We start from the raw sequence: 23191 nt of genomic DNA on the forward strand, positions 1-23191 counted from the left end.
CTCGCGATTGGCCATCTCCACGGCCAGGATCTGCCGGCGCCCGTCCCAGTCGATGCCGACCGCGATCAGCACCGCCTGGCTCATCACGATGCCGGCTTCGCGCACTTTCTCGTAGCGGGCATCGAGAATGAGGTAGGGGAATGGCTCCTGAAGCGGTCGTTCGGCAAACGCCTTCAGGCTCTCGTCCAAGCGCTTGTTGATGGCCGAGATCGACGAAGCCGAGAACGCATGACCGCACAGCTCTTCCGTGATCGCCTTGACCTTGCGGGTCGACACGCCCTGCATATACATCTCCGCAAGCGTCGCAACCAAGGCCCGCTCCGAACGCTGGTAGCGCTCGAACAGCTCGGTGGAGAAGTGACCCGCCCGGTCCTGTGGAACCCGCAGCTCAAGCTTGCCCACCCGGGTGACCAGGGTGCGGCCGTAGTAACCCGAGCGATACCCAAGGCGCTCAGGCGTGCGTTCGCCCTTCGAAGCACCCAGCGCCTCCTCCATCTCGGCCTCGAGAACCTCCTGCATTACCGCACGGATCACTTCGTGCAGCCCCTCCGGGTTCGAAAGCAGAATGTCTTTGACGGCAGCGCTGGTCGATTTACCTTCTGTCTTGGTCATGGTGGCGTTCCTTCCAGGGAATCGGTGACGTTGAACATCACCAGCCTGCCATGACCGCCCTCTCTCAGCGAATTTGCAGAACTCTCAGCACACTACCTTTTTAGCAATGGGCGCCGTTCAGTCTTAGGCTGGACAGCGATGGTCTGAGCACCTGGTCACCGACTGATGATGGTGATCCGTCAGACCCTCACGCGCCCCTTTTGTTCGACTATCCCATCCCTTCCCTTCACCTGCGCCTCGGAGATTCTGCTGAGCGCAGCTGCCGCAATGGGCGAGACATACGGGCTTGGGACCAGATTTTGCTCGCCAGATAGTGCGGGCCCTTTAGTGAACTCTGCCATGTCGATGAGCTCGTTGTTTGAATTGCTGGCAAGATGCATTAGCTGGGGCGCGCCGCTTTCAGGACGAGAACCTGCTCGGCGCGACAGTCCTGTCCGCCGCAATGCCAAGGCAGGCCCCTGCTGGCTTTGATGCAAGGCTGCAGCGCGTAGTTGTCGACCATCAGCTCGCCAAAATGACGGCGTCGTGCCGAGCGGTCCCGCCGCATGATGCCTCAACCTCGGGCTCACCACAAACAATGCTGTCCCCATGAACGAAACTGTCGCGAAGCGAACAGTCGAACCGTAGCCGAAACGTTTTCCGTTCGTGCTTGGGTGGATCCGCAAGGCAAAAACAAGGAAGTGCGAACCAAGGTCCGCCCGCACAATTGAGCTCCAAGCCGCAGCTGGTCGTCAGGCTGGCACGTCATTTGCGGTCGAATGCAGGACCGTTTGTGACGCCTACCTCTACCAGCTGAGTTGATTGTGATGATTTACAAAACTTTGCACACCTCCATTTCGGCGAAAATTACGTTATCGGCAGCTAAAACCAAATATTTTACAACAATTACCAGAGTACATTCTAGGCCTTCCTTCAGTACTTAGCTGACGGCCCAGCACAACTGCGCGCGTTTCAAAGTTGTTCACAGAATCACTCGTGTCCATCACTTTATTATTAAAGCGGAGATCGACAATGACCATTAGGAGCCTCCTCCTCGGCTCAACTGCGGCACTGATTGCCGTTTCCAACGCTCGCGCCGTCACCACCGCCGCCGAGCCTGACCCGACTGAGTACGTCAAGATCTGCAACGTCTACGACTCGGGCTACGTCTACATTTCAGGCACCGAGACCTGCCTGCGAATCGGCGGCTCTGTCCGTTACAACGTCGGACTGTTTGAGCACTCAAGAACCTCGGATGTGAGGACTGGTGAGCATCAGGGCGCGTGGCAAAACAACACACGCTTCACATTGAAAACCTGGACCGGCCAGGAGACCGAACGCGGGACGTTGAAGACCTACACCGAAACCCGCGTGAACTTCGGCAGCCAACAGACATCGGTTTCGGACAGTTCTCGGTCCTATGCCTTGAACGGAGGCAGCAGCCTGACTATCGCCTGGATTCAGCTTGGTGGCCTGCGAGTTGGTAAGGACCGGTCGGCTTTCGACATGTTTATTGGCTGCGCGGGTGATGTACTGAACCAGACGCCGGCTCCGTACGCCGCTTTCGATACCAATGTGGTTCAGTACTACTTGGACGCAGGGAACGGCTTTTCGGCCGTGGTTTCGCTGGAACAAGGCTCGGACGTGGTCGGCACAATCGACAGCTACGCTCCCCACATAGTAGGCGGCTTGAAATACGCACATGGCTGGGGAGCGATCACCGGCGTTGCAGCTTATGATAGCAACTACGAATCGGTGGCCGCCAAGGTCCGTGTCGACATCAATGTCACCAACGAACTGTTGCTATCCGGAATGTTGGGCTACGGTTCCCATGGCCAGCTCAATTACGGCTCGACGAATTCGGTAGACGCTCATGGTCGCGGTTTCTATAAACCTTGGGGCGGGAACTGGGCTTTCTGGGCTGGCGCCGGTTACGAGCTCACCGAGTCAGCTTCGTTCAACCTTCAGCTCTCGGGTGATCAGCTCAACAACTATGGTGTCGCTGCGAACGTCGCCTATGCGTTCCTTCCAGATTTCACAGTTACGGCTGAACTCGACTATGACCGCTACGGAGGCTCCGCCGTCGGAAAGGTGAAAGCTTCCGAAGTGAACTGGACCAATGCCAACAAGAAGAGCAGTGTCGGCGGTATCCTGCGTTTCGAACGCTCATTCTAATGCGATGAAGCGTTGGGCTCCGAGGTCCAGTTGATGCGCGGACATTCCCCCTACATTCCGTTGATTGTGCATGCACGGCTCGGACGGCCGTCGTACGCGGCGACCGTCATGGAGCTCGGGTTTGACGCCGTGCTCCTGAACACGGCGGTCCCGAGGGCGGCCGATCCGGTCGGCATGGCGCGTGCGTTCGGCAAAGCGGTCGATGCCGGTCGTGACGCTTTCAGCTCGGGAATGCTCGAACGGCGCTACCCACCGACGATCGGCAGGGCCGTCTTCTCATGAAGTCGTGGACGTGCCGGCTGGATTGACCGGCTGGTGCCGCTCGGCGTGAGTCTGGTGCAGCTCCGGATAAAGGATATGGACGAGAAAGGACTGCAGACGGAAATCCGCCGCGCGAACGACGCCTGCGCGGTCCATGGTTGCCAAGTGAGTCAACGACATTTGGCGCACGGCAATCGAGGAAGGCTGCGACTTCCTCCATCTTGGTCAAAAGGATTTGGCTGCCGCCGATGCTGGCGATGAAATACGTCGGATTGAAGCTCGGCCTGTCGATCCACGATCACACCGAACTGGAAACGGCGCCAGTGGCGGAACCGGAGTATGTGGCGCTCGCCCCAGTCTATCCAACAGCCTCAAGAAGATGAATGGGCGTCGCGAGGACTCGAGCGGATCAGCGAGTGGAAGCACCAGGTCGCGCCGATCCCATTGGTCTCCATCGGCGGCCTCAACCTGACCGTCTCGAAGGCGTTTTTCGAGGCTGGCGCGGAAAGCGCAGCCGTGGTCACCGACTTTGCGCTGAACGACGCCCCAGAAGCGCGCACGCGAGAATGGATCGAAAGACAGAGCAATGGCGCCGAGGCGAGAACCGCATGTGCTCGTTGCTGTCGGGTCAGACAGCAGCGGTGGGGGCTGGAATTGCCCGCGAGATCGAGACGATCGCTTCCAGTGGCGTGCGCACCTGCCTTGCTGTCAGCGCGCTGACGGTGCAAACCCATGAACACGCCTGGAAATCCAAGTTACGCAACCCCGTCCGGTGGCGGATCAGATGCGCGCTACGCTTCAGCCTAACAGAGTGGCCGCCACCAAGATCGGCATGCTCGCAACGGCTGAGATCGATCGTCGCTGCGGTTGCCGCTGTGCTGCGCGAATATTCGCGCATACCGACAATCCAGATCCGGTGCTGGCTTCCACGTGAGGCCGAGCGGTTCTTGAAGCAAGCGCCATCCAGCATCATGAAGTAGCATCTGATGTCGCTTTGCCGTGTCGACACCAATGTCATCGAAATGGCGCTTCTTGCCGGCTCAGTGCTAGCGGTGAATGAGGCCGGCGCGCTTCAACAAGGACCACAAGCCACCCCGCCTGCTGGACTCCTCCAAATTCGAAACACGGATGGTTCCTATCCAGACAATTGATTTTATCAATCTGCGACAATACCGCATATCGGCGCCGGCGGAATGATCACCGGTAGCAAGACGAGCTGTTTCGGTGGCCTGTAGGACGCGCACCGCGACCGAGGTACAAGCCAGCCCGTCTGCGGCCATGTTCCGATCGGGCGCATCGGTGCGCCGATGAGATTGCCGGCGGAACGTTCTATTCGTACAGCCGTGACGGCAGTCATCTCACCGGCGCCATCTGCCGATGGATGGCCGGCAGTCGGTGCAGCATGGGCTGACACTGTTCGGAATGAAGCCGCTCGCGCTTCGGACCGTTGAAATGGAGGACATTAGCTTGGAACCGATCAGTCTCGACGAGCTTCTGGCCAGCGTCGGCAAGGAAGTCGGCGTGTCGCCGTGGCGGGTGGTTTCGCAGCAGATGATCGACCAGTTCGCAGAGGCCACCGATGACCACCAGTTCATCCACTGCGATCCGGAGCGCGCCAAGCGCGAGACGCCGTTCGGCGGCACCATCGCACATGGCTTCCTTTCGCTTTCGCTTTTGTCGGCGATGACTTTCGAGACCATGCGGCCGCTCGAAAACTGCAAGATCGGTGTCAACTATGGCTTCGAATCGCTGCGCTTCCTGGCGCCGGTGAAAACCGGATCTCGCATCCGCACCCGTTTCGTACTGGCCGACGTCAAGGTCAGGCCGTCGGGCTGGGTGCAGACGGCGCTGGGCGTGACGATTGAGATCGAGGGCTCGAAAAAGCCGGCGCTGACCGCGCGCTGGTTGACGCTGACGCTGATCAAGCGCCAGCCGGAGGCGGCCTGAATTGCTCAACGAGCGTCAGCAGAGACGATCTTCACGTGCCGGGGCGATGTAGGCGACCAGTGCGCACCAATCGGCAACGCGGCCACGTGGGTCGGCTAAATAGAGTGGCAGGAATGCCTAATCGGGGCTCCGTCTCGGAAGAGGCGTCGATGTATCGGAAGCGCTTCGGCTTTCGACGCTGCATTCCTTTTTCACGAAGGTTTCATGGAGAATTCCCAACCACGGGGTCGAAAGATCGGCTTTTGATCGGAGTGGCAGATCCTCCCGGAATGAAACTGCCAATAGGGTGTTATCGAGTCAACCGGGTCGAACTTGAGGGTCGCGGGTGTCGCTGATCGGCTGCTCGTCGAGCTCGAGAGCTGCCAGCTAAAGGCAGAACACGGCTATGGCAAGAGCTCCGCAGTTGATGTGGACGCCCAGAGCTGGGAGTACAGATCGACAAGTTCCCGGCGGGCGAACTTGCCATTGGTAGCGCGCCAGACCAGTCGCGAGAAAGCCTCGATGAGAAGGCCCCCGAGCCGCACGCGGGATCGACTACAGCGGCGTTTGGCGAGAGGCATTCGAAGGCGAGATCGAGTGTAAGATGGACGAGCTCGACACGCGTATCGCGCAGTCCCTGCGATCGCGCCTTGTCCCGCGGCGCTCGTGCGTGCGAACTGTTAGTAGATTGAGCTGACTAGATGAACCGGGATGCCATCAAAGCGGAACTGGAAAAGACGTCCCTGGCCGAACTAAGCAAGATCAATCCAGCCATCGCTAAAGGTAGGCGAACGAGACGTTCGGACTCCGTGCCGCTGAAATCCTCAAATTGAATCGGCCGGACCGTTGGAGCTATCATCACCCGCTTGGCTTCCAGAGCTACGGAGCGGGTTGATTACCTGAACGTCCTCGAAGTCCTTTTCATTGTCGGTCACTACGACACACTCGTTGGCTTCGGCTACAGCGGCAATGATTGTGTCTAGGGCGCTCCGCGAACGGCCTCTGGCTTTGCCGTTGGCCATCAGCCGCGCCCACACGAGGCCAGCTTTCTCGTCGAACGATAGCACGCGGTCAGCGAACAGCGCTTGCGGGCCTTCGGAGCCCTCGAACCAAGTTTCAAGGCTGCTGCGCTTTTTCCCCTTCGGCTTCTCTAGGATGCCTCGGCGAATTTCGGCGACAGTAAGCGAAGCAATGAAGAGGTCTTCGTCCTTCTGCGCGCCCATCCAGGCCAGCAACGAGCCCGAAGGCTCCGGCTTTATGACGTTGCTGATGATATTCGTATCAAGAAGGTAGCGCGTCACAGGTCGATCTTGCGCCCCTCTTCGCGTGGCCGGCTGAGGTCGAGATTGGAGCCAACCAGAGGGGAGCGACGCAAGGCGGCGAGAATGCCGCCCGCTCTCGGTGGCTCACCCGCCACGGCTTCCTGTATGGTCCGACGAAGCTGTCGGGCATCCGGCCCGCTCTCCGTTAATTTTCGGGCAAGAGTTCGCAGTAGATCGCGGTCTGCGTCGAAGGCCAGGATCTCGAACCGCGCGATGCCGCGCTCAGCCAGGCGAGACCGATAATTCTCGATGGCTCTCTTCTGTGCAGTGTTGCCCATCGCGTGCCTCCGTTCTCTATCCGGATATATAGCCATGGCTTTTTCGGAGCACAAGGTGCCCCGTCATCGGCACTCCTGCGCGACGCGCGTTATTGATCATAGAATCTCCATCTTGTCGAAGCACTGTGACCTGGCATCATTGTCGCAAAACGAAGTATTTCGCGTCAGGACAGGAACGCGATCATAGCGCGACCGAAACGTGCAACCGCTTCGTGGTCGCCGGCGCGGCCCGCGAATCGGCTGTGCCTGCGTCGCCGAAGCCCGATCGACGCTTCGTCAATCTGGTCCGGCTGCTGGCGCGACAGGCCGCACGGGATTTCATTCAAGCCGAAACGGATAGCCAGACGCGAGACCGCGTCCCGGAGTAAGGGGCCGCCTCATGAAGGTCGCGCTTGGCGCTCACTACTCAACTGACAATCACCGGGACACCTCGATCGAGGATCAGTTGCGGCTCTGCTGCTTGCGTGCTGAAAAGCAAGGCTGGACAGTCGTCGGCAGCAATACCCACCGCGCGATCTGCGGCGCGTCGCTGTTGCGTCCCGGCCTTCAGGAGCTGATCAGCGATGCGATGCAGGGCAAATTCCTGATCGTGCTCGCAGAGGCGATGGATCGCCTGACCATGACCGCTGCAAACCGGGAGCAGGCCAGGCTGGGCAAACGTTGTAACAGATCCTTCAAGAAAATTCATAGACTCTTAGCAACTCCGGCTCGGTGTGAATGGTAGGCTTATTGCAACGTCTGAGGTCAGTGGTTCCAAAACGTGGCCCGCTTATCTTCGACTCGCCGAACTGCTTGCAATTTCGGCTAAAGGCAAAAGAGCGCGCTTTGTTGTTCGACAGGGCGATATCGGCAGTCGCCACAGCCACCGAGATTTGTCCGGTCGTTGGACAACCTTCAAAAGCTGCGACTTCTGTGGAGGACGCGAATGAGAAATTCGGTAGGACTTGGTCCTGACCCATGATGACACTGGTCAGTCGCCTACGCATGGCAGCGCATTCTGAGCGCCTTCGAATCCTGGGCCTTTGTGCGCATGCAGACCTAACTGTCTGCGAGCTAGCCGAGATTCTGGGTCTATGCCGAGAGCGGGTTGCGCGACACGTCCGGCTGCTCGCCAGAGCCGACTTTCTTTGCTGCAACGAACAGCCTCCGTGGCGCTCGTACCATCTCAAAGCAGGATCCAACAACGGCGGGCTGGTTCAATTATTGATCGATCTCCTGCCCCATCGCGACGGCTATCATAAACAGGACCTGCAGCGGCTTGAAGCGGTACGAGACACGCGGCCGAAGGGGACCGCGTGCTTGATCGTGAAATAGCTCAATCCAATTGGAGCGCGAAGCTACCATGGACAACTCCGCCGACGGCGCGATCGCACAGCCCGACACTCACGCGCGGTCTTCCTTGGCCGCGGTTGATTGCCGCGTTCACGAGCTGCTTCTGAGACAGGAGCGGCAGGAGCGGACGACCCTCAAGCTCATCGCCTCAGAGAACTTTGCGTCCTCGGCCGTGCTGGAGGCGAACGGCTCGATTTTCACGAACAAGTACGCCGAGGGGTACGCCGGTGCGCGCTACTACGCTGGAAACGAGATCGTTGATGAGCTTGAGAAGCTAGCCATTGAGCGCTTGAAAACACTATTTGGCAGCGAGCATGCCAACGTCCAGCCTTATTCCGGCTCGCCGGCCAACCAGGCTGTCTATCGTGCGCTTTTGAGTCCCGGTGACAAAGTCATGGGCTTGCCCCTTCCGGAAGGGGGCCATCTGACTCATGGTTGGGCCATCAACTTTTCCGGAACTGACTATCAACGCGTGCCCTATGGACTAGATGAAAAGACACAGCAGATTGACTATGACCGCTTGCGCGAGACAGCCAAGCGGGAACGGCCGCGGCTCATTTGGGTCGGCGGAACCGCTTACCCGCGTGTCTTTGACTACGCGGCAATGGCAGAAATTGCCCTGGAAGCGAACTCCTATCTCGTAGCCGACATTGCGCACATCAGCGGCCTGATTGCCGCGGGAGCGCACCCGAATCCCGTGGGCCATTGCGACGTGGTCAGCAGCACGTCCCACAAGTCGATCCGCGGTCCCCGCGGTGGCTTCATTTTGTCAAGGAACGAAGATCGCTATCAGGCCCTGTATCATACAAAGAGCAAATACAATCTCGCCAGACGAATAGACCGGGCGGTCTTCCCTCACCTGCAAGGCGGACCTCACATGAATGCCATCGCTGCGCTAGCGGTTGCCTTGCACGAAGCCGCGAACCCGTCCTTCCGAAGCTACGGCCAACAGACGGTCAAGAATGCCAAGGCTCTGGCACATGCACTGCTTGAGCGAGGTTATGACCTGGTTACCGGGGGGACGGACAATCACATGCTGATCCTTGATCTTCGCGATCGGCCACTATCGGGCAAGGCCTATGCCGAGCGACTAGCAAAGGCAGGAATCATCACAAACTTTAATATGGTGCCTGGCGACCCGCGGCATCCGGCGGTCACAAGCGGAATTCGCCTGGGGGCGCCAGCAGTGACGTCAATGGGCATGCGCGATGTGGAAATGGTGCAAATTGCTGGCTTCATTGACTCCGTCCTCCAGCGGCCAGACGACGAAGATCTCCATGCCTGCGTGCGAAGAGACGTTGCCGACTTGTGCGCTGCGTTCGAGGTCCCGGGCATCTCCGACAAGTAAGGTGGGCCAAGCAAAATGCCCATACCACATCCAACATCCGAAGCGAGGTATTCATGGCTAGGCAGTTCGTGTTCTCTTCCGAATCGGTTGGCGCGGGGCACCCGGATAAGTTGGCCGACAACATCTCGGATGCCATCCTCGATGCCATCCTCCGCACAGATCCCAAGGCGCGCGTCGCCTGTGAAGCGTTGGTAAAATCAGGGATAGTCGTTCTGGCTGGCGAGATCACCAGCGATGCCCAGGTGGATTACAGCCAAGTTGCGCGCGATACGATTCTCGACATTGGGTACGACGACGAAGCCGTCGGCTTTGACGGCCGGCGTTGCTCCGTCGTTCATGCCCTCACCGAGCAGTCGCCCGACATCAGCCAAGGCGTTGACGAGGGAAGAGGGCAAGACCTCCAGCAGGGAGCGGGAGATCAGGGCCTCATGTTCGGCTACGCATGCCGCGAAACCGATACCCTGATGCCTTTGCCGATCCAGCTCGCTCATCGCTTGACGAAACGGCAGGCGTATGTCCGGAAGGCACAACAGCTTGGCTGGTTGCGTCCTGACATGAAATCCCAAGTCTCAGTGCGCTATGAGGGGTTGCGCCCGGTCGCCCTGGATACCATCGTCGTGTCGACGCAACATGACGAGCAGGTCTCGCAAGAGACTGTCCGCGAGGGCGTCATTGAGGAAATCATAAAGCCTGTCCTGCCGACCCACCTGGAGACGGAAGGCATCAGAATTCTGGTCAACCCGACGGGGCGGTTCGTAGTCGGCGGGCCGCGCGGCGACTGCGGTCTCACTGGACGCAAGATCATCGTCGATTCCTATGGCGGGATGGGTCGTCATGGCGGCGGCGCCTTCTCGGGCAAGGACCCGTCCAAGGTTGACCGCTCGGCTGCCTATGCAGCCCGCTATGTCGCAAAGAACATCGTCGCTAGCGGACTTGCGGACGTGTGCGAGGTGCAGCTTGCTTACGCAATCGGCGTGGCCAGTCCGGTTTCCGTCATGGTCAACACGTTCGGGACAGCCAGGGTTGAGGAAAGCAGGATCGAGCGCCTCATTCTTGAGTTGTTCGATCTCAGACCGAAAGGCATTATCAAGATGCTTGATCTCTTACGCCCTATATATCGCAATACAGCGACCTATGGCCATTTCGGCCGTGAAGAGCCTGATTTCACCTGGGAGAAGACAGACAGGGCGGACGAATTGCGTCGCGAGGCAGGACTCGCCGCCCCGTGAGAGCCGCCGGCGAACGGATCGGCAAGCGGAAAGCCCATTTCCACCGGGCAGACCCGCGCCTGGCAGGCGTGGCGAGAAGCCGGCTCGGGTTTTTTGGCGGAGACATTGATGCCGGATTATGACGTGCTTTGCATCGGCAATGCCATTGTCGACATCATCGCCCAGTGCGACGAGGCATTCCTCGAGATCAACGGCATCATCAAGGGCGCGATGAACCTGATCGACACGCGCCGCGCCGAACTGCTCTACAGCCGCATGGGCCCGGCGATCGAGGCCTCCGGCGGCAGCGCCGGCAATACCGCCGCTGGCGTCGCCAGCTTCGGCGGCCGCGCCGCATTCTTCGGCAAGGTATCGAACGACCCGCTCGGCGAGATCTACGCGCATGACATCCATGCCCAGGGCGTTGCCTTCGACAGCAGGCCGCTCGAGGGCCAGCCGCCGACGGCGCGCTCGATGATCTTCGTCACCCCGGACGGCGAGCGCTCGATGAACACCTATCTCGGCGCCTGCGTCGAGCTTGGCCCTGAGGATGTCGAGGCCGACAAGGCATCCGGCGCCAAGGTTACCTATTTCGAGGGCTATTTGTGGGATCCGCCGCGCGCCAAGGAGGCGATCCGGCAGACGGCGAAGCTCGCACACGAGGCCGGACGCGAAGTGTCGATGACGTTGTCGGATTCGTTCTGCGTCGACCGCTACCGGGACGAGTTCCTCGAGCTGATGCGCTCGGGCACTGTCGACATCGTCTTTGCCAACAGCCACGAGATCAAGTCGCTCTACCAGACAAAATCCTTCGACGAGGCGCTGGCTCAGATCCGCAAGGACTGCAAGATTGCCGCCGTCACCCGTTCCGAAAAAGGCTCGGTGATCGTGCGCGGCGACGAGACCGTGGTCATCGAGGCGACCGCCATCAAGGAGTTGGTCGACACCACCGGCGCCGGCGACCTCTACGCCGCCGGTTTCCTGCATGGCTACACGCAGGGCCGCAACCTCAAGACCTGCGGCGACCTTGGCTCGCTGGCGGCCGGCCTGGTGATCCAGCAGATCGGCCCAAGGCCAAGGCAGAATTTGCGCCGCGAGGCGGAAGGGGCTGGGTTGCTGTAGATGCGCCGGCAACTAACCAGCCGCCCTACTGACGCGATGACCGCAGTGGCGGAACTGTGTCAAAGCTCGCTGATAGCGACAGCCATTCGCTTCGGAGAACTGACCCATGCTGCTGCCGTGAAGCTCGCTGGAGGAGCGGTGCAAGGCGTGCTTGCCATGACGGCATTCACCGTCATCCAGATCGTCACCAGCATTTTCCAGAAGCTCAGCTTGGGGAAGGCCAGTAAGGTTCCTGAGGTAACGGAGAACTCGCGGCGTCCGTCGGACTTGACTTGCGATCACGTCCCACGATGCCGAATGCGGGCAGCAGACTGAATATTTCACAATGCTAGACAAAGGCGTAAAAGCGCGATCACATAACGACATAAACATTTCGTTATGCGTCATTGACAAAAGAGCGAACTGCTGTGATTGTCTGCGTGTCGTGGTTCTCGCGTGCGGCGCTGCCGCAGCGGAGCTAAGAGGGAAGCCGGTGCGATGCCGGCGCTGCCCCCGCAACTGTTAGCGGCGAGCCAACACACGTCACTGAGGCGAATACCCTCAGGAAGACGGGTAGAGGCTATGACCCCGCGAGCCAGGAGACCTGCCACGCGAATTACGTCCACGGGCGGGGTGTCTCGGTGGCCGCTGCAACCCGGCGTTGATGCCGGCCTGCTAGCGCCTTCCTTGTCACCGACGCCCCAATCATCGGGGTATGACATGACTGTCTCTCAGCAAATTCCTGTAGCAACGCTCGGCGTGCCGCGCTTCGGTCGTCGGCGAGAACTGAAATTCGCCCTTGAAAGCTACTGGTCCGGAACATCGTCCGCTGGCGACCTTCTCACGACGTCGAAGGCGCTCCGTGCCGCTAGCTGGGAAGAGCAGCGCGATCGCGGCGTGTCGAAAATCCCGTCGAACGACTTCTCGCTTTACGACCATGTGCTCGACACCGCAGCCATGGTCGGGGCCGTTCCATCCCGTTACGGCTGGAATAGCGGCGAGGTCCCACTTGACATCTACTTCGCAATGGCGCGCGGCAACCAGGGTCAGACGGAGGATTGTGGACACGCTGGTTACCAGGAGGAGGCTCATGGACCTGGTGTAACCGCGATGGAAATGACCAAGTGGTTTGACACCAACTACCACTACATTGTGCCGGAACTCGATGATGATCAGACGTTCGCCCTCTCGTCATCGAAGCCGGTCGATTACTTCCTCGAGGCTAAAGCTCTCGGCATTCACACACGCCCAGTCATCCTTGGACCCATCACCTTCCTCAAGCTGGCGAAATCGCCTGCCGAGGGGTTCGGTCCCATCGCGCTCCTACCGCGGCTGCTGCCGGTTTACGAGCAGCTTCTGGAGAGGCTGAAGCTGTCGGGAGCCGACTGGGTGCAGATCGATGAGCCAGCGCTTGTCCTCGATCTGAACCCGAACGAACGAGCTGCGTTCGAATTCGCCTATGGCCAGCTGTCGAAAGCCGCGCCCGAGCTGAAGATCATGCTGGCTACGTATTTCGGGTCGCTGGGAGACAATCTCGAAACCGCGATTTCTCTGCCCCTGGCCGGCCTGCATATTGATCTCGTGCGCGCTCCCGAGCAGCTGGAAACGGTGGGTCGGCTCGCTCCGAAGGATCTGGTGCTCTCGCTCGGCTTGATCGATGGCCGCAACGTCTGGCGTGCGAACCTGCCCGCCATTCTCGACCGCATCAAACCGATCGTCGCCGGCTGGCCCTTGGACCGCGTCGAGATCGCGCCTTCTTGCTCGATGCTGCATGTGCCGATTGATCTGCGCATGGAGACGGAACTCGACGCGGACATCAGGTCGTGGCTCGCCTTCGCGGCCCAGAAGACCGACGAGCTGGTCTTGCTGGCCCGGGCCCTGTCCCAAGGCAGGGATGCGGTGGCAGGCGCGTTGAAAGCGTCTGCCGAGGCTGCCGCCACGCGCGTGACATCCACGAGGATCCATGACCCGCTTGTTCAGGGGCGGATCGCTAGCATTGAGGACAGCGCGAAGCGACGAGAGAGCGCTTTTGGCGAGCGCTCCAGAGTCCAGGCCGGCTCACTCGGGCTGCCGCCGTTCCCGACGACGACCATCGGGTCCTTCCCGCAGACGCCGCAGGTACGCAAGGCGCGGGCCGCTCATGCGAAGGGCCAGCTGAGCTATGTCGACTATGAGACGTTCCTGAAGAAGGAGATCGAGGCTGCAATTCGCTGGCAGGAAGAGATCGGGCTGGACGTGCTGGTGCATGGTGAGTTCGAGCGAAACGACATGGTACAGCATTTCGGCGAGCAGTTGTCCGGCTTCGCGCTCACCCAGCATGCCTGGGTACAAAGCTATGGGTCGCGCTACGTGCGTCCCCCCATCATTTTCGGCGACGTATCGAGGCGCAATCCGATGACAGTGCGCTGGTGGCAATTCGCCCAGTCGCTTACGGAAAAGCCCGTGAAGGGAATGCTCACAGGCCCAGTCACCATTCTCAACTGGTCTTTTGTTCGCGACGACGTACCCCGCTCCGAAGCCTGCCGCCAGATCGCGCTCGCCATCCGCGACGAAGTGACGGATCTCGAAAGATCCGGCGCAAGGATGGTCCAGATCGATGAGGCCGCGTTTCGCGAAGGATTGCCACTGCGCCAATCTGACTGGAAAGTCTATCTCGACTGGGCTGTCGAATGTTTCCGGATCGCTTCAACGGGTGTAAAGGACGCGACTCAAATTCATACCCACATGTGCTATTCGGAGTTCAACGAGATCATTCACGCGATCGCTGGAATGGATGCGGATGTCATTTCGATTGAGACGTCGCGCTCGAAGATGGAACTGTTGGACGCCTTCACGAGCTCCAAATATCCGAACGAAATCGGTCCTGGCGTCTATGATATTCACTCACCACGCGTCCCGGAAGTCGGCGAGATTTCGGACCTAATCATGCTTGCCCGCGAGCGACTGTCCGACGGCCAACTGTGGGTAAACCCGGACTGTGGCCTCAAAACACGCAAGTGGGAGGAGGTCCGCCCTGCCCTCATTAACATGGTCGCTGCAGCGCGCGCGCTCCGGGAGAAAGTGGCCTGAGGCTTCTCCTTCCTCACCGTGTGGTGAGCTACCGGCTGGCTCCTGTCGGCCGTGAACATGCCAAACCGGCACACTCTTGGAAATGAGCCACTCGGCGCAAATGTGCAATTTCCCTACGGCACGTGTCTTAATCCCGCAGAAATATAAATGTGGCACTACGCTATAATATTGGTTCCTTGGGGACATACAGGCCCCGCGCCTCGAACAAATCGGACACGCGTCGTTTCTCAAAGTAGACTGCTTGGCGCGTTCGCTCAGGACAATGTATGGTGCTGCGTCTGTCCGCCCCCAGTTGATCGCGCAGACTACGGGCGAGGTGGCAGGGTTCGGGTATCGCTAGCGTCCCGCCAATTCGGAGATGGACGTCGCAATTCGTGTCGCCAAGTAAAAATCGCCAATCATTTTCGATTGCGAGTCCGCGGCCAGTTGGCCCTTATTTTCCTGAGATCTGCGTTACAGGCCGGGGCGTTGTCGCCGTTTCTGAGGGTAAGATGGGATAGGCGACGTCAGGTGCCTCTCCGGTCAGCGAGTTGAGGAAGGCAACAAGCAGGTCAACTTCTTCGTCCGCCAGTACTACGCCGAGCTGGGTGGTCCCCATAATGGCGACGGCCTGTTTCAGATCCCAAACCTTGCCCGAATGAAAGTATGGCGCGGTGAGTGCAACGTTGCGCAGCGGCGCCACGCGGAAGACATAGGAATCGTCGGCTGCATTGGTGACCTCAAATCGGCCCTTGTCTTTGTCCGGCAGGACTTCGGCGCTGGGCCGTTCCACGAGGCCGAATGGGTAATAGGCTTGCCCACCAACGTTGATGCCGGCATGGCAGGACGAGCAGCCTTTGTCCATGAAAAGCACCAGGCCCTGTTTCTGTTCGGAAGTCATGGCAACCTCATCACCATTCAGGAAGCTGTCGAACGGGGCAGGTGTGACCAGTGTCGCCTCGAAGGCTTCGATCGCCTTGGCGAAGTTGTCGAAGGTGACCCGATCGGCTTCAGCCGGAAAAGCCGCATCGAACCACTCGACATATTGCGGCATGGACTTGAGAGTGGCGATGAGTTGGCCCGGTGTATTGGCCATTTCGATCCCGGCTTGGACCGGTCCCTTCGCCTGAGCCTTCAGGTCTTCGGCACGACCATCCCAGAACTGGGCGATGTTGAAGACAGCGTTCAGTACAGTCGGCGCGTTGCGCTGTCCCTTCTGCCAACCATGGCCAATCGAGGTTTCGTGATTGTCGTCGCCGCCGGTGGCCAGGTTGTGGCATGAATTGCACGACAAGACGCCTGACGCCGAGACGCGTGGATCGAAGAACAGTGCCTTGCCGAGAGCGATCTTTTCCGGGGTGATCGGGTTGTTGGCGACTGTCGGCGTGGTGGATGGCAAAGCCGTGAAGGTGGCCAATGCCGTATCTCTGAGGTCGGTGGGGATCCAATCCGCAGCAAAGGCGGTGGGTGCCAGCAAGGTGACAGCCATCGTACTGAATAGGATTTTCATAATTGGTCTTCCTGCGTCGTCCACGCAGCCATTATGCGATCTGCGGCTCATGAACGCCCTGAGCTAGATCAGCTAGAGGGAGAGGACGGGGTCTCACACCTGTTTTCGCAGCTGAGCTGGGACCTCTTGGAAGTGATCGCTCTTCTCGATTGGACTTCAGGAGGAGGAGTATCCCTGGTTGGCAACCGGTTTTATGCATCAAAGCACGCCCTGAGGGCGGCTTCGTAGATTCGGTCACTGCGATCTTCCAGCCAAGGTTGAGAAAGTCGACAGCATCCGCAAGACTGGCAATCTCTTGCACGATGTGCGCTGCACGCCTTGCGAAAAGTGAGCTTCTGAAACGTCAGGGTTCATTCGTTCCTCCTGACCTGCTGATTGCGTGAATCGGCCTTGTCGACACCCGCCGACTGCACATTTTGATGTCACCAGCGATGGCGGTTTCAATACCTAAGCAGCGACGGTCTATGCGACATGGAGGTCGTAGCGGAATAGCCGTTCTGCCTTCATCGATCGTCACACCGGCATATAGCTCCGCTTCTACGAACATCCCATCACGCGAGGATGGCGCGGCGCTTGAGCAGGTCCACCCGCTGCAACTGCCTCACACCTTGATCCACAGATCCTAGGCGATGACCATGTTGTCGTCATCATTTGACGGGCGCGGGGCATTGGCTCATAAGCGAGCCACCGCAAACTGTGCGGTTGCCAGTGCGTAATGAAGTGAATTGGAATGATCTTCGGTTTGGGAAACACGCACGTCCGACGCAGCTTGCGTTGACAGAGGCGGTTTTAGGCGCAATAGCACCTCCGCTGGCCTATTTTGTGGAGTTCAATTGTGGTTCGGCCAAAGGCGCGGCGCCGGACCGGCCCCTTGTAAACGTAATCAAAGAGAGAGAGACCCTGCATGGAAGAAATCTTACCGCGCATCGCCACTGGTGCCGGCATCGGCCCGGCTGTCGCAGAGAAGGCCGTTGGGTTAATGCTGGGTTTCCTGCGGAGCCACGCGGCCGACGGTCCCGGCGCGCGCATGATCGAGGCCATTCCGGGAGCTTCGGAATTAGTAGCGAAGTATCATGGCGACGACCCAGAGGGTGGCGGCCTTATGGGGCTCGGGCAGCAATTGATGAGTGAGGGTCTCAGCATGGCAAAGATCGCCGCCCTCGCCAACGAGACGATCGCCTGCGCCAAGGAACATGCCGGCGACGAACTCGTGGACGAGGTCCTCAATTCCGTTCCTGGCCTTCCCCAGTTCGTCTGATTAGCGGCAGCCGGGGGCGCATGACCTTGTTCGCCCGTGCCGGCCCGTTTGCGCAGCAGGCATTCTCCGCCGGGCGTTCCGCACCGATCTCGTGAGACCACCAACCGCCGGGCACGCGGAGCGAGCGTTGGAGTACTTCATTCGTCTATCGAAAAATCAACTTCAGGCGATTCGATGTGTATAATTTCTGGCGGTAAGGGTTTATCCTGAACGCTTTCGATGAAGCCCGCGAGATAGGCAAACGTATTGTATTTATCGAGGACTAGCCGCTTCGCCTCTCTTATTGCGCCGCGACGTTCCTTCCAGAGGTCTGAGTTGATAATTTCTTGAATTTTTTGGATTACGTTCTTGTCCTCTGGGTCAATCAGAACCATAGAGTCCGAAGGGAAGAACCTCGTGATTGCCGGGCTGCCGTAATAGATCGGCATTGTTTCAGCGACGAAGCAGTCCATAAGCTTCTCTGTAAAATAGTAATCAGCACGAGTATTCTCGAACGCTATACTGTAGCGATAAGGTGCGAGTGCGTTCCATTTATCTCCAATCAGCCGAAAACCTCGGCCGAACAGGTCAAAATCGAGCTCCTTTCTTAGCCGTTCCAGAAACGCCAGCCGATACCGATGTCCTTTAAGCAGGGCGATGTTACTGGTAATCCATGAGAGCCGAAGTGGCTTATCCATGACTTCGCTGACCAGAAGTTGGTCATATGTCTTGTTTACAGACCAAGACCGAGTGATCGGTGGAGACAAAACGAATCGGCGAGCTGCATTCTGCCGAGCAACCAGCTCTGCGTCAGACGTCAGGACGATAGTATTTTTCCCCTGCCCTTCATGAAATGCACGATGAGCTTTCGTCGGCGGTTCGCCGATTGCAAAAATTGTCCTGTTGGGGCTCGCCTCGATATCAACAGGGAGCCCAAAAAGAGAAGCAGAGTTAAAGACAATATGCCAATCGGGCACGAAGGATGTCGTGCGTACAAAAGCGACATTGTTCCAGATTCCACTGCCCTTTGGAGTGAGGTGGTGGATTGCATCATCCAAAACGCCCCAAGAATCTAGACATGTAGCAACAATGGGCGCCGGGCGTTCCGTCAACAATTTGGCCGACAAACCAGTTCCACTCCCTTCACACGTGAAGGTACTCAATCGCCATTCAGGATTGCGGTAACATCGGGCAGCATAAACCTTCCGGGACCTGCTGTCGAGGCAATTGTCGCATTGCACTTGACCAGGTTCTTCCTCGCTTCGTGTGGTGATTAGGCCGGCTGAGTGGCAGCATGCGTGCCTAAGGAGTTCGCAGCCGGCGCTGCCTAATGGTACGTTTGATCGTCTTCAGGCGGTTGATCAGCCCTTCCGCCTCGGCCGTTCTCCACGGCAGTTCAATGGCATCGCGAACGGAGTCAACGTCACGGCGTAGGACCAGACCGAAACGCGTGATGGCGATGAGCCGGGTGACGCCAAGTCGATCGAAGTGCCGAGCTTGCCCAACTCACAGGCCCCGCAAAATGCCGCGGAAGGGCATGGCAAGCCTGCGCATAGTGGCAAACTCATGTCATCCCTGCTTCAGGACGTCGACCTTTTCTGGCCTGGTTGATCGTCAGCACATCCGGAGGCTTCATGCAGAGGGCCTCGGCGACTACCGGCGAGATCACACGGCCGGTCGCGGCATTCTGTATGAGGACGCGTCGCTGGCTGGTTGATGCGTATGATTGATGCAGGCGGCTCACTGTCCTTGCCCGGCCTCTCGGCGCGGCGCCAACTTGCGAGAAGCCGCTCCAGATTCGAGAAGCTGCCGGTCGCCGCGCTGTTTGATATCGTGGAACAGGTGTCATCCGCAGCCATTGCCGCCTCTCCAGGACCGGCTAAGAAACGCCTCGAAATACATTGATGTCCCAGGTTTATCAGCGGCGGTTCCCAGCCCCTTTGCAAGAGCGGCTCACCGGCGATGAACTTACATCACTTTGGCCATTGCCAATGAACGTTTGTTCCATCGTCCCTGACGCCCACCATCAAGCGACCACTATCGCTCGATTTCACAGTCCAAAGAAGCAAAGCGAGACAAAAACAGCGCGCTTAGCCTCGAGGCTACTAGCGACTTCGGCGCTAAGTTAGAGCGGCACGCGCCACGCACCTCGGCAGGGTCGCCAACAACGAGTGGCTCAGCGGTCACGCCGCGAAATATGGCGCATCGATGTCGCTTCTGACGAGCATTGGCAATAACGCAGTCAGAGACATTGTTGCTTTCAGCGGCAACCGGCCCTATGAAGCGACGCTTCGCTGACTATGTTTCACCGCCTGGAGAGTTTCATGACAGAAGAAGCCGGAAAAAACGTCGACACCCTCATTGAGCTTGCCGCCGATGTCGTGTCGGCCTACGTGTCCAACAATCCGATCCCGGTGGGGGATCTCCCTGCCCTCATCGGCCAAGTGCATGCGGCTCTGAGAGCGACGGCCGGAGGTATCTCTGCACAAGAGCCGGTTGCCCTTACGCCTGCAGTCCCGATCAGGAAGTCTGTGACACCGGACTACATCATCTCCCTTGAAGACGGGAAGAAATTCAAATCTTTAAAGCGCCATCTGTCGACCCACTATGGGCTGACGCCGGGTGAATATCGGGCCAAATGGGGCCTGCCGGTGGATTATCCCATGGTGGCGCCGAACTACGCCGCGAAGCGTTCGTCACTGGCGAAAACGATGGGGCTCGGCCGCAAACCGAAAGCGCCGAGAGAGCCGGAAGCGCCGGTGCCGACGAAGCGAACTCGCAAGAAGGTCGCGGCTTGATTGCGGCAATTGAAATTCCTTCTGCAGCGTTGCAGCCGTCGGCTTAATCTGGGCGTCGCATAAAAAAGGCGGGGCCAACCCCGCCTTCCTTTCCAACAACTTGTTTCATGAGGAATTCGCGACCCATGCAGCAATCTGCTGCCCTCAGTTTTTGCTCGTCCCAATCGAGCGGCCGTGAGGACCTACGTGCCTACTCTTGCCAGGACGCAGGAGAAAATTTCAACCAGCTTTGCTCAGGCTGCCAGCTGAGGACTTGCCAGTGCGGCGGTCCTGCTCGATCTCATAGTTGATCTTCTGGCCGTCAGCCAGGGTCGAGAGGCCCGCACGTTCGACAGCGGAAATGTGGACGAAAACTGTCAATGACCATGGAATCGGGACCCTGTTTTTTCGCGCAAAAGGGGGTCTCTAGTCAGCGAGATCGGGGCTTTGCGCACGCCCTCCCGCAATCGCTCGTAGGGGAGCGTCTCGCTGCGGCACCAGTGAGCACCAGGGGACTCGACCATGACGATTTCTTTGGCCATCGGTGCAAAGTCCGCGCGGAAGTGAATGGTACTCTTGACTGCGACGACGGACTGCTCCTTCGGCTCTATTCCAACAGCGCGCAAAAGATCTTGGTCTAGGCATTGATATCGGATGGTCGAGACTGCGACCTGCACGTCGGAACGCGGGTCCAGTACTCGTAGGCGCGCCATCCGACCAAGATCAACTTTTACGCCGGCGAGGAACGGTCCATTGGCCGTGAACACCCCTTCCCAAAGTTGCTCGACGCGAACTCTGACCCGGTAAGGTTCGGCATCATACCCGAAACGTCCTCCCAGGCGTACGTCCATTTCGGCGCCTACCCCGGCCTCGTGAGCTGACGCTGCTGTCTCTGGATCCCAAAGCAGCCCTAGAGCGCTGTTCCGCAATCCACCTTCGACCATCCCTCTGAGAAGTCCTACGGTATCTGATGTTCCTCCGCAGCCTGGATTATCCTGAACATCGGCGAGGACGATGGTTTCGCCCCTGCCTCCGTGGAGTAGGGCATGTTCCACTGCCTGCCCGACGCTGAGCAACGGCATCTCGAACATGCTTTCAGCCTCGAGCATCGCCGCGCAGGCCTTGTCGGCTGCGGCTGCGACGGCCGCTGCATCTGTCCCGTAAGCTACTATCGCCGGGCCGCAGTCCCGAATATCAGCCAAAGGAAAACCTAGCGCCATGTCAACATTGAATACAGCGGCGTCCAGATAGCCCGGCAGTTTCTGGTACAGGCTCTTGCAAGGCTCGAAGTCTGTGCACTGCGCGGCCAGCGGAATCAGAAACGGCGGCTTTCTGAACGCTTTTGCCAGAGCCCTGCCATGTCGGATGCGGTGCCCTAATAGCGTAAAGGCGCGTTGACCGGTCGCGGCCATGTCGATGTGCGGGTAGGTGCGAAACAGAGCGATGCCATCACACAATTCCACCATCGTCTCAGTGACGTTGGCGTGAAGATCAAGGCTGATGACGACGGGCAGCTCAGGTCCGACGAATGCTCGGACGCGTCGAAGCAATTCTCCTTCACCATCCTCATATGATTGGACTGCCATAGCGCCATGAAGGTCGAGAAAAATCGCGTCGAGCTTCCCAGCGGCCGCGATGCCGCTGCAGATCTCCGTGGCGATCCGTTCGAACGCGTCGTCCGACACGAAGCTAGTCGGCTCGGCCGCAGCCCACACTATGGGCACGAGATCGCACGTGTCTTTGGCGGCAGCAATGAAGCCCCCAATCGGGATCTCAAGGGGAGGAAAGACATCGAGAATGTCAGCGCCAAACGTTATTGCTGGCCAGCCGTCGGCCCGAGCGAAGTCGTCGTAGAAGGCGCCAAACGGGGCGAACGTGTTCGTCTCGTGCAAGAGGCCAGCAATGGCTACGCGCAAGCGAGCCTCTGCCGGCTTGGTCGATGCTGGTTCAACGCTTTCGTTCATACAATGCTCCCTTCGGGAATTGGGCCGGCTGTTGCTGGTTTGAGAACCGTTCCTGACAGTTAATTGCAGGTGCTGCGTTGCCGCCCACCGTCTCGCGCACTGCTCGCATGCGGTTTGTGCTAAACACACACGGTAGCCGCGCGAACGCTCTTGTAGACCATGCGAGCCGCGACAAGGTCGGCCAACCCGGATCCAACCGCTTTGAAATAGGTGATCTCATCAACGGCGGTGCGCCCCTTCACTTTCCCGTTTGCAAGGTCCTCGAGCGTGCCGAGGACATGTTCCTTGGCAACCACGCCGCCTCCTATGGGCTGAACAAGGTCACCCGCCTCGTGCAACGCTTCGTGGGTATCGACAAACACCCTGGCCATCATCAACGCTGCATCGTCTGCCTCCCTCATTCCCGGGGTAAAGGCGCCAATGAGATCGATGTGTGTTCCCTTACGAATCCACTGTCCTTTGATGACTGGCTCGGTCGCAAGGGTTGCAGCTGTGACAATGTCCGCGGCGGCTACGGCCTGTTCCAAATCAGTCACGACCTGAGCGGTAATCCCGCGCTCATTCAATGAGCGAGTGAGCTTGTCAGCGCTCTCATGTTGAATATCCCAAACCGACACTTTCTCGATCGGTCTAACGGCGAGGTAAGCGTCAGGAATGAGGCTGCCGACCCGACCAGCGCCTATAACCAGTAGTGAGCGTGCATCCACCCGAGCGAGAAAACGAGCGCCCAATGCGGCCGTGGCCGCCGTCCGCCTTGAGGTGATGACATTGCCATCCATCAAGGACAGTTGTCGGCCTGTCACCGCATCGTAGAGGATGTAGGTGGACGTCAGTCCGGGTAAGCTTCGGGCTGCGTTTCCTGGAACCACAGTGACTAGCTTGACCCCCAGGAACTGATCCTGATCCTCGGGTTTGGCCCAGGCCGGCATGATAAGAAGGGTTGCATCCGGCTCACCAGTTTTCTCGAGACGATGATGATGCCGGGCAGGCACCACACAGCCATTGTGAAAACCGGCCTGTAGGGCGTCGACAAGTGCATCGAAGGGGAGACTTGCCGCAGTCGCATGGGCATCAATGATCCTGATAGCGGCATCAGTCATATCCGTTTGCTCC

The 23191-nt window shown here is 58.9% G+C and carries 18 protein-coding genes, 3 pseudogenes and 1 riboswitch; of the genes and pseudogenes, 11 read left to right on the forward strand and 10 right to left on the reverse strand.

The genetic code is table 11. The features are described 5' to 3' along the window. Both NKI88_RS19760 and NKI88_RS19765 read right to left on the reverse strand, forming a co-directional pair. Positions 1–612: IS256 family transposase (locus NKI88_RS19760; protein WP_352656720.1), on the reverse strand; the 612-nt coding region annotated here is incomplete at its 3' end. Between the two features lie 179 nt (positions 613–791). After that, complete coding sequence (locus NKI88_RS19765; RefSeq protein WP_352656722.1) at positions 792–1316, reverse strand: hypothetical protein; 525 nt, start codon at positions 1314–1316, stop codon at positions 792–794. Positions 1317–1623: 307 nt separating this feature from the next. Here NKI88_RS19765 and NKI88_RS19770 point away from each other — a divergent pair, with 307 nt between their 5' ends. The 3 genes and pseudogenes from NKI88_RS19770 to NKI88_RS19780 form a co-directional block, all read left to right on the forward strand. After that, a complete protein-coding gene (locus NKI88_RS19770; RefSeq protein ID WP_352656724.1) occupies positions 1624–2766 on the forward strand; it encodes a porin in 1143 nt (380 codons plus the stop codon). 18 nt (positions 2767–2784) lie between these two features. Continuing rightward, positions 2785–3048 (forward strand): annotated as a pseudogene (locus NKI88_RS19775) (thiazole synthase); the annotation flags it as partial. Between the two features lie 21 nt (positions 3049–3069). Further along, a pseudogene (locus tag NKI88_RS19780) lies at positions 3070–3620 on the forward strand (thiamine phosphate synthase); the annotation flags it as partial. 35 nt (positions 3621–3655) lie between these two features. On the opposite strand, the gene NKI88_RS19785 reads toward NKI88_RS19780, so the two are convergent. Further along, positions 3656–4045, reverse strand: coding sequence for a hypothetical protein (locus NKI88_RS19785; protein WP_352656806.1), 390 nt, complete (start codon positions 4043–4045; stop codon positions 3656–3658). Between the two features lie 434 nt (positions 4046–4479). On the opposite strand from NKI88_RS19785, the gene NKI88_RS19790 reads away from it, so the two are divergent. Then, on the forward strand, positions 4480–4974 hold the full coding sequence (locus tag NKI88_RS19790; RefSeq protein ID WP_352656726.1) for a MaoC family dehydratase: 495 nt from the start codon (positions 4480–4482) through the stop codon (positions 4972–4974). 803 nt (positions 4975–5777) lie between these two features. Here the strand turns inward: NKI88_RS19790 and NKI88_RS19795 are convergent. Both NKI88_RS19795 and NKI88_RS19800 read right to left on the reverse strand, forming a co-directional pair. Beyond that, positions 5778–6254: a type II toxin-antitoxin system VapC family toxin gene (locus NKI88_RS19795; protein WP_352656728.1), complete on the reverse strand. Its 477-nt coding sequence runs from the start codon at positions 6252–6254 to the stop codon at positions 5778–5780. Next, positions 6251–6553 carry a hypothetical protein gene (locus tag NKI88_RS19800; protein WP_023816310.1) on the reverse strand — a complete coding sequence of 101 codons (303 nt, stop codon included), beginning with the start codon at positions 6551–6553 and terminating at the stop codon, positions 6251–6253. The genes NKI88_RS19795 and NKI88_RS19800 overlap by 4 nt, the downstream gene beginning before the upstream one ends. 379 nt (positions 6554–6932) lie before the next feature. Between NKI88_RS19800 and NKI88_RS19805 the strand changes: the two genes are divergently transcribed. From NKI88_RS19805 to metE, 5 genes are all read left to right on the forward strand, one after another. Further along, positions 6933–7277, forward strand: a complete 345-nt coding sequence (locus NKI88_RS19805) for a recombinase family protein (protein ID WP_352656730.1) — start codon at positions 6933–6935, stop codon at positions 7275–7277. Positions 7278–7895: 618 nt separating this feature from the next. Further along, complete coding sequence (glyA, locus tag NKI88_RS19810) at positions 7896–9233, forward strand: serine hydroxymethyltransferase (RefSeq protein ID WP_352656732.1); 1338 nt, start codon at positions 7896–7898, stop codon at positions 9231–9233. A 53-nt stretch (positions 9234–9286) separates the two neighbouring features. Next, positions 9287–10462: a methionine adenosyltransferase gene (gene metK / locus NKI88_RS19815; protein WP_023693516.1), complete on the forward strand. Its 1176-nt coding sequence runs from the start codon at positions 9287–9289 to the stop codon at positions 10460–10462. A 108-nt stretch (positions 10463–10570) separates the two neighbouring features. After that, the gene (locus NKI88_RS19820) at positions 10571–11563 is read left to right on the forward strand and encodes an adenosine kinase (RefSeq protein WP_352656734.1); all 993 of its coding nucleotides are present in this window, start codon (positions 10571–10573) and stop codon (positions 11561–11563) included. Between the two features lie 408 nt (positions 11564–11971). Beyond that, positions 11972–12168: riboswitch (cobalamin riboswitch) on the forward strand. A gap of 94 nt (positions 12169–12262) precedes the next feature. Further along, complete coding sequence (gene metE / locus NKI88_RS19825) at positions 12263–14611, forward strand: 5-methyltetrahydropteroyltriglutamate--homocysteine S-methyltransferase (RefSeq protein WP_352656735.1); 2349 nt, start codon at positions 12263–12265, stop codon at positions 14609–14611. A 433-nt stretch (positions 14612–15044) separates the two neighbouring features. Here metE and NKI88_RS19830 read toward each other — a convergent pair whose 3' ends face one another. Continuing rightward, positions 15045–16100 (reverse strand): cytochrome-c peroxidase, encoded by a 1056-nt coding sequence (locus NKI88_RS19830; protein ID WP_023671847.1) that lies wholly within the window; start codon positions 16098–16100, stop codon positions 15045–15047. 904 nt (positions 16101–17004) lie between these two features. On the opposite strand from NKI88_RS19830, the gene NKI88_RS19835 reads away from it, so the two are divergent. After that, positions 17005–17358, forward strand: a complete 354-nt coding sequence (locus tag NKI88_RS19835; RefSeq protein WP_023671848.1) for a hypothetical protein — start codon at positions 17005–17007, stop codon at positions 17356–17358. A gap of 137 nt (positions 17359–17495) precedes the next feature. Here NKI88_RS19835 and NKI88_RS19840 read toward each other — a convergent pair whose 3' ends face one another. Further along, entirely contained in the window at positions 17496–18464 is a 969-nt protein-coding gene (locus NKI88_RS19840; protein ID WP_352656736.1) for a glycosyltransferase family 10 domain-containing protein, read from the reverse strand. A 1197-nt stretch (positions 18465–19661) separates the two neighbouring features. On the opposite strand from NKI88_RS19840, the gene NKI88_RS19845 reads away from it, so the two are divergent. Further along, positions 19662–20135: a Ros/MucR family transcriptional regulator gene (locus NKI88_RS19845; RefSeq protein ID WP_023693512.1), complete on the forward strand. Its 474-nt coding sequence runs from the start codon at positions 19662–19664 to the stop codon at positions 20133–20135. A 219-nt stretch (positions 20136–20354) separates the two neighbouring features. Here NKI88_RS19845 and NKI88_RS19850 read toward each other — a convergent pair. The 3 genes and pseudogenes from NKI88_RS19850 to lhpI all read right to left on the reverse strand — a co-directional run. After that, positions 20355–20489: pseudogene (locus tag NKI88_RS19850) on the reverse strand (cold-shock protein); the annotation flags it as partial. A 2-nt stretch (positions 20490–20491) separates the two neighbouring features. Continuing rightward, positions 20492–22078, reverse strand: a complete 1587-nt coding sequence (locus NKI88_RS19855; protein ID WP_023685637.1) for a M81 family metallopeptidase — start codon at positions 22076–22078, stop codon at positions 20492–20494. 119 nt (positions 22079–22197) lie between these two features. Then, complete coding sequence (gene lhpI, locus NKI88_RS19860) at positions 22198–23178, reverse strand: bifunctional Delta(1)-pyrroline-2-carboxylate/Delta(1)-piperideine-2-carboxylate reductase (protein WP_023685638.1); 981 nt, start codon at positions 23176–23178, stop codon at positions 22198–22200. Positions 23179–23191: the final 13 nt, after the last annotated feature.

The sequence above is a fragment of the Mesorhizobium sp. M0317 genome, assembly GCF_040321555.1.
GTDB lineage: Bacteria > Pseudomonadota > Alphaproteobacteria > Rhizobiales > Rhizobiaceae > Mesorhizobium.

Coding starts and splice junctions, on each gene's coding strand:
- NKI88_RS19770 (WP_352656724.1), top strand. CDS start 1,624: ATGACCATTAGGAGCCTCCTCCTCGGCTCAACTGCGGCACTGATTGCC.
- NKI88_RS19785 (WP_352656806.1), bottom strand. CDS start 4,045: ATGACATTGGTGTCGACACGGCAAAGCGACATCAGATGCTACTTCATG.
- NKI88_RS19790 (WP_352656726.1), top strand. CDS start 4,480: ATGGAGGACATTAGCTTGGAACCGATCAGTCTCGACGAGCTTCTGGCC.
- NKI88_RS19800 (WP_023816310.1), bottom strand. CDS start 6,553: ATGGGCAACACTGCACAGAAGAGAGCCATCGAGAATTATCGGTCTCGC.
- NKI88_RS19805 (WP_352656730.1), top strand. CDS start 6,933: ATGAAGGTCGCGCTTGGCGCTCACTACTCAACTGACAATCACCGGGAC.
- glyA (WP_352656732.1), top strand. CDS start 7,896: ATGGACAACTCCGCCGACGGCGCGATCGCACAGCCCGACACTCACGCG.
- metK (WP_023693516.1), top strand. CDS start 9,287: ATGGCTAGGCAGTTCGTGTTCTCTTCCGAATCGGTTGGCGCGGGGCAC.
- NKI88_RS19820 (WP_352656734.1), top strand. CDS start 10,571: ATGCCGGATTATGACGTGCTTTGCATCGGCAATGCCATTGTCGACATC.
- metE (WP_352656735.1), top strand. CDS start 12,263: ATGACTGTCTCTCAGCAAATTCCTGTAGCAACGCTCGGCGTGCCGCGC.
- NKI88_RS19830 (WP_023671847.1), bottom strand. CDS start 16,100: ATGAAAATCCTATTCAGTACGATGGCTGTCACCTTGCTGGCACCCACC.
- NKI88_RS19835 (WP_023671848.1), top strand. CDS start 17,005: ATGGAAGAAATCTTACCGCGCATCGCCACTGGTGCCGGCATCGGCCCG.
- NKI88_RS19845 (WP_023693512.1), top strand. CDS start 19,662: ATGACAGAAGAAGCCGGAAAAAACGTCGACACCCTCATTGAGCTTGCC.
- NKI88_RS19855 (WP_023685637.1), bottom strand. CDS start 22,078: ATGAACGAAAGCGTTGAACCAGCATCGACCAAGCCGGCAGAGGCTCGC.
- lhpI (WP_023685638.1), bottom strand. CDS start 23,178: ATGACTGATGCCGCTATCAGGATCATTGATGCCCATGCGACTGCGGCA.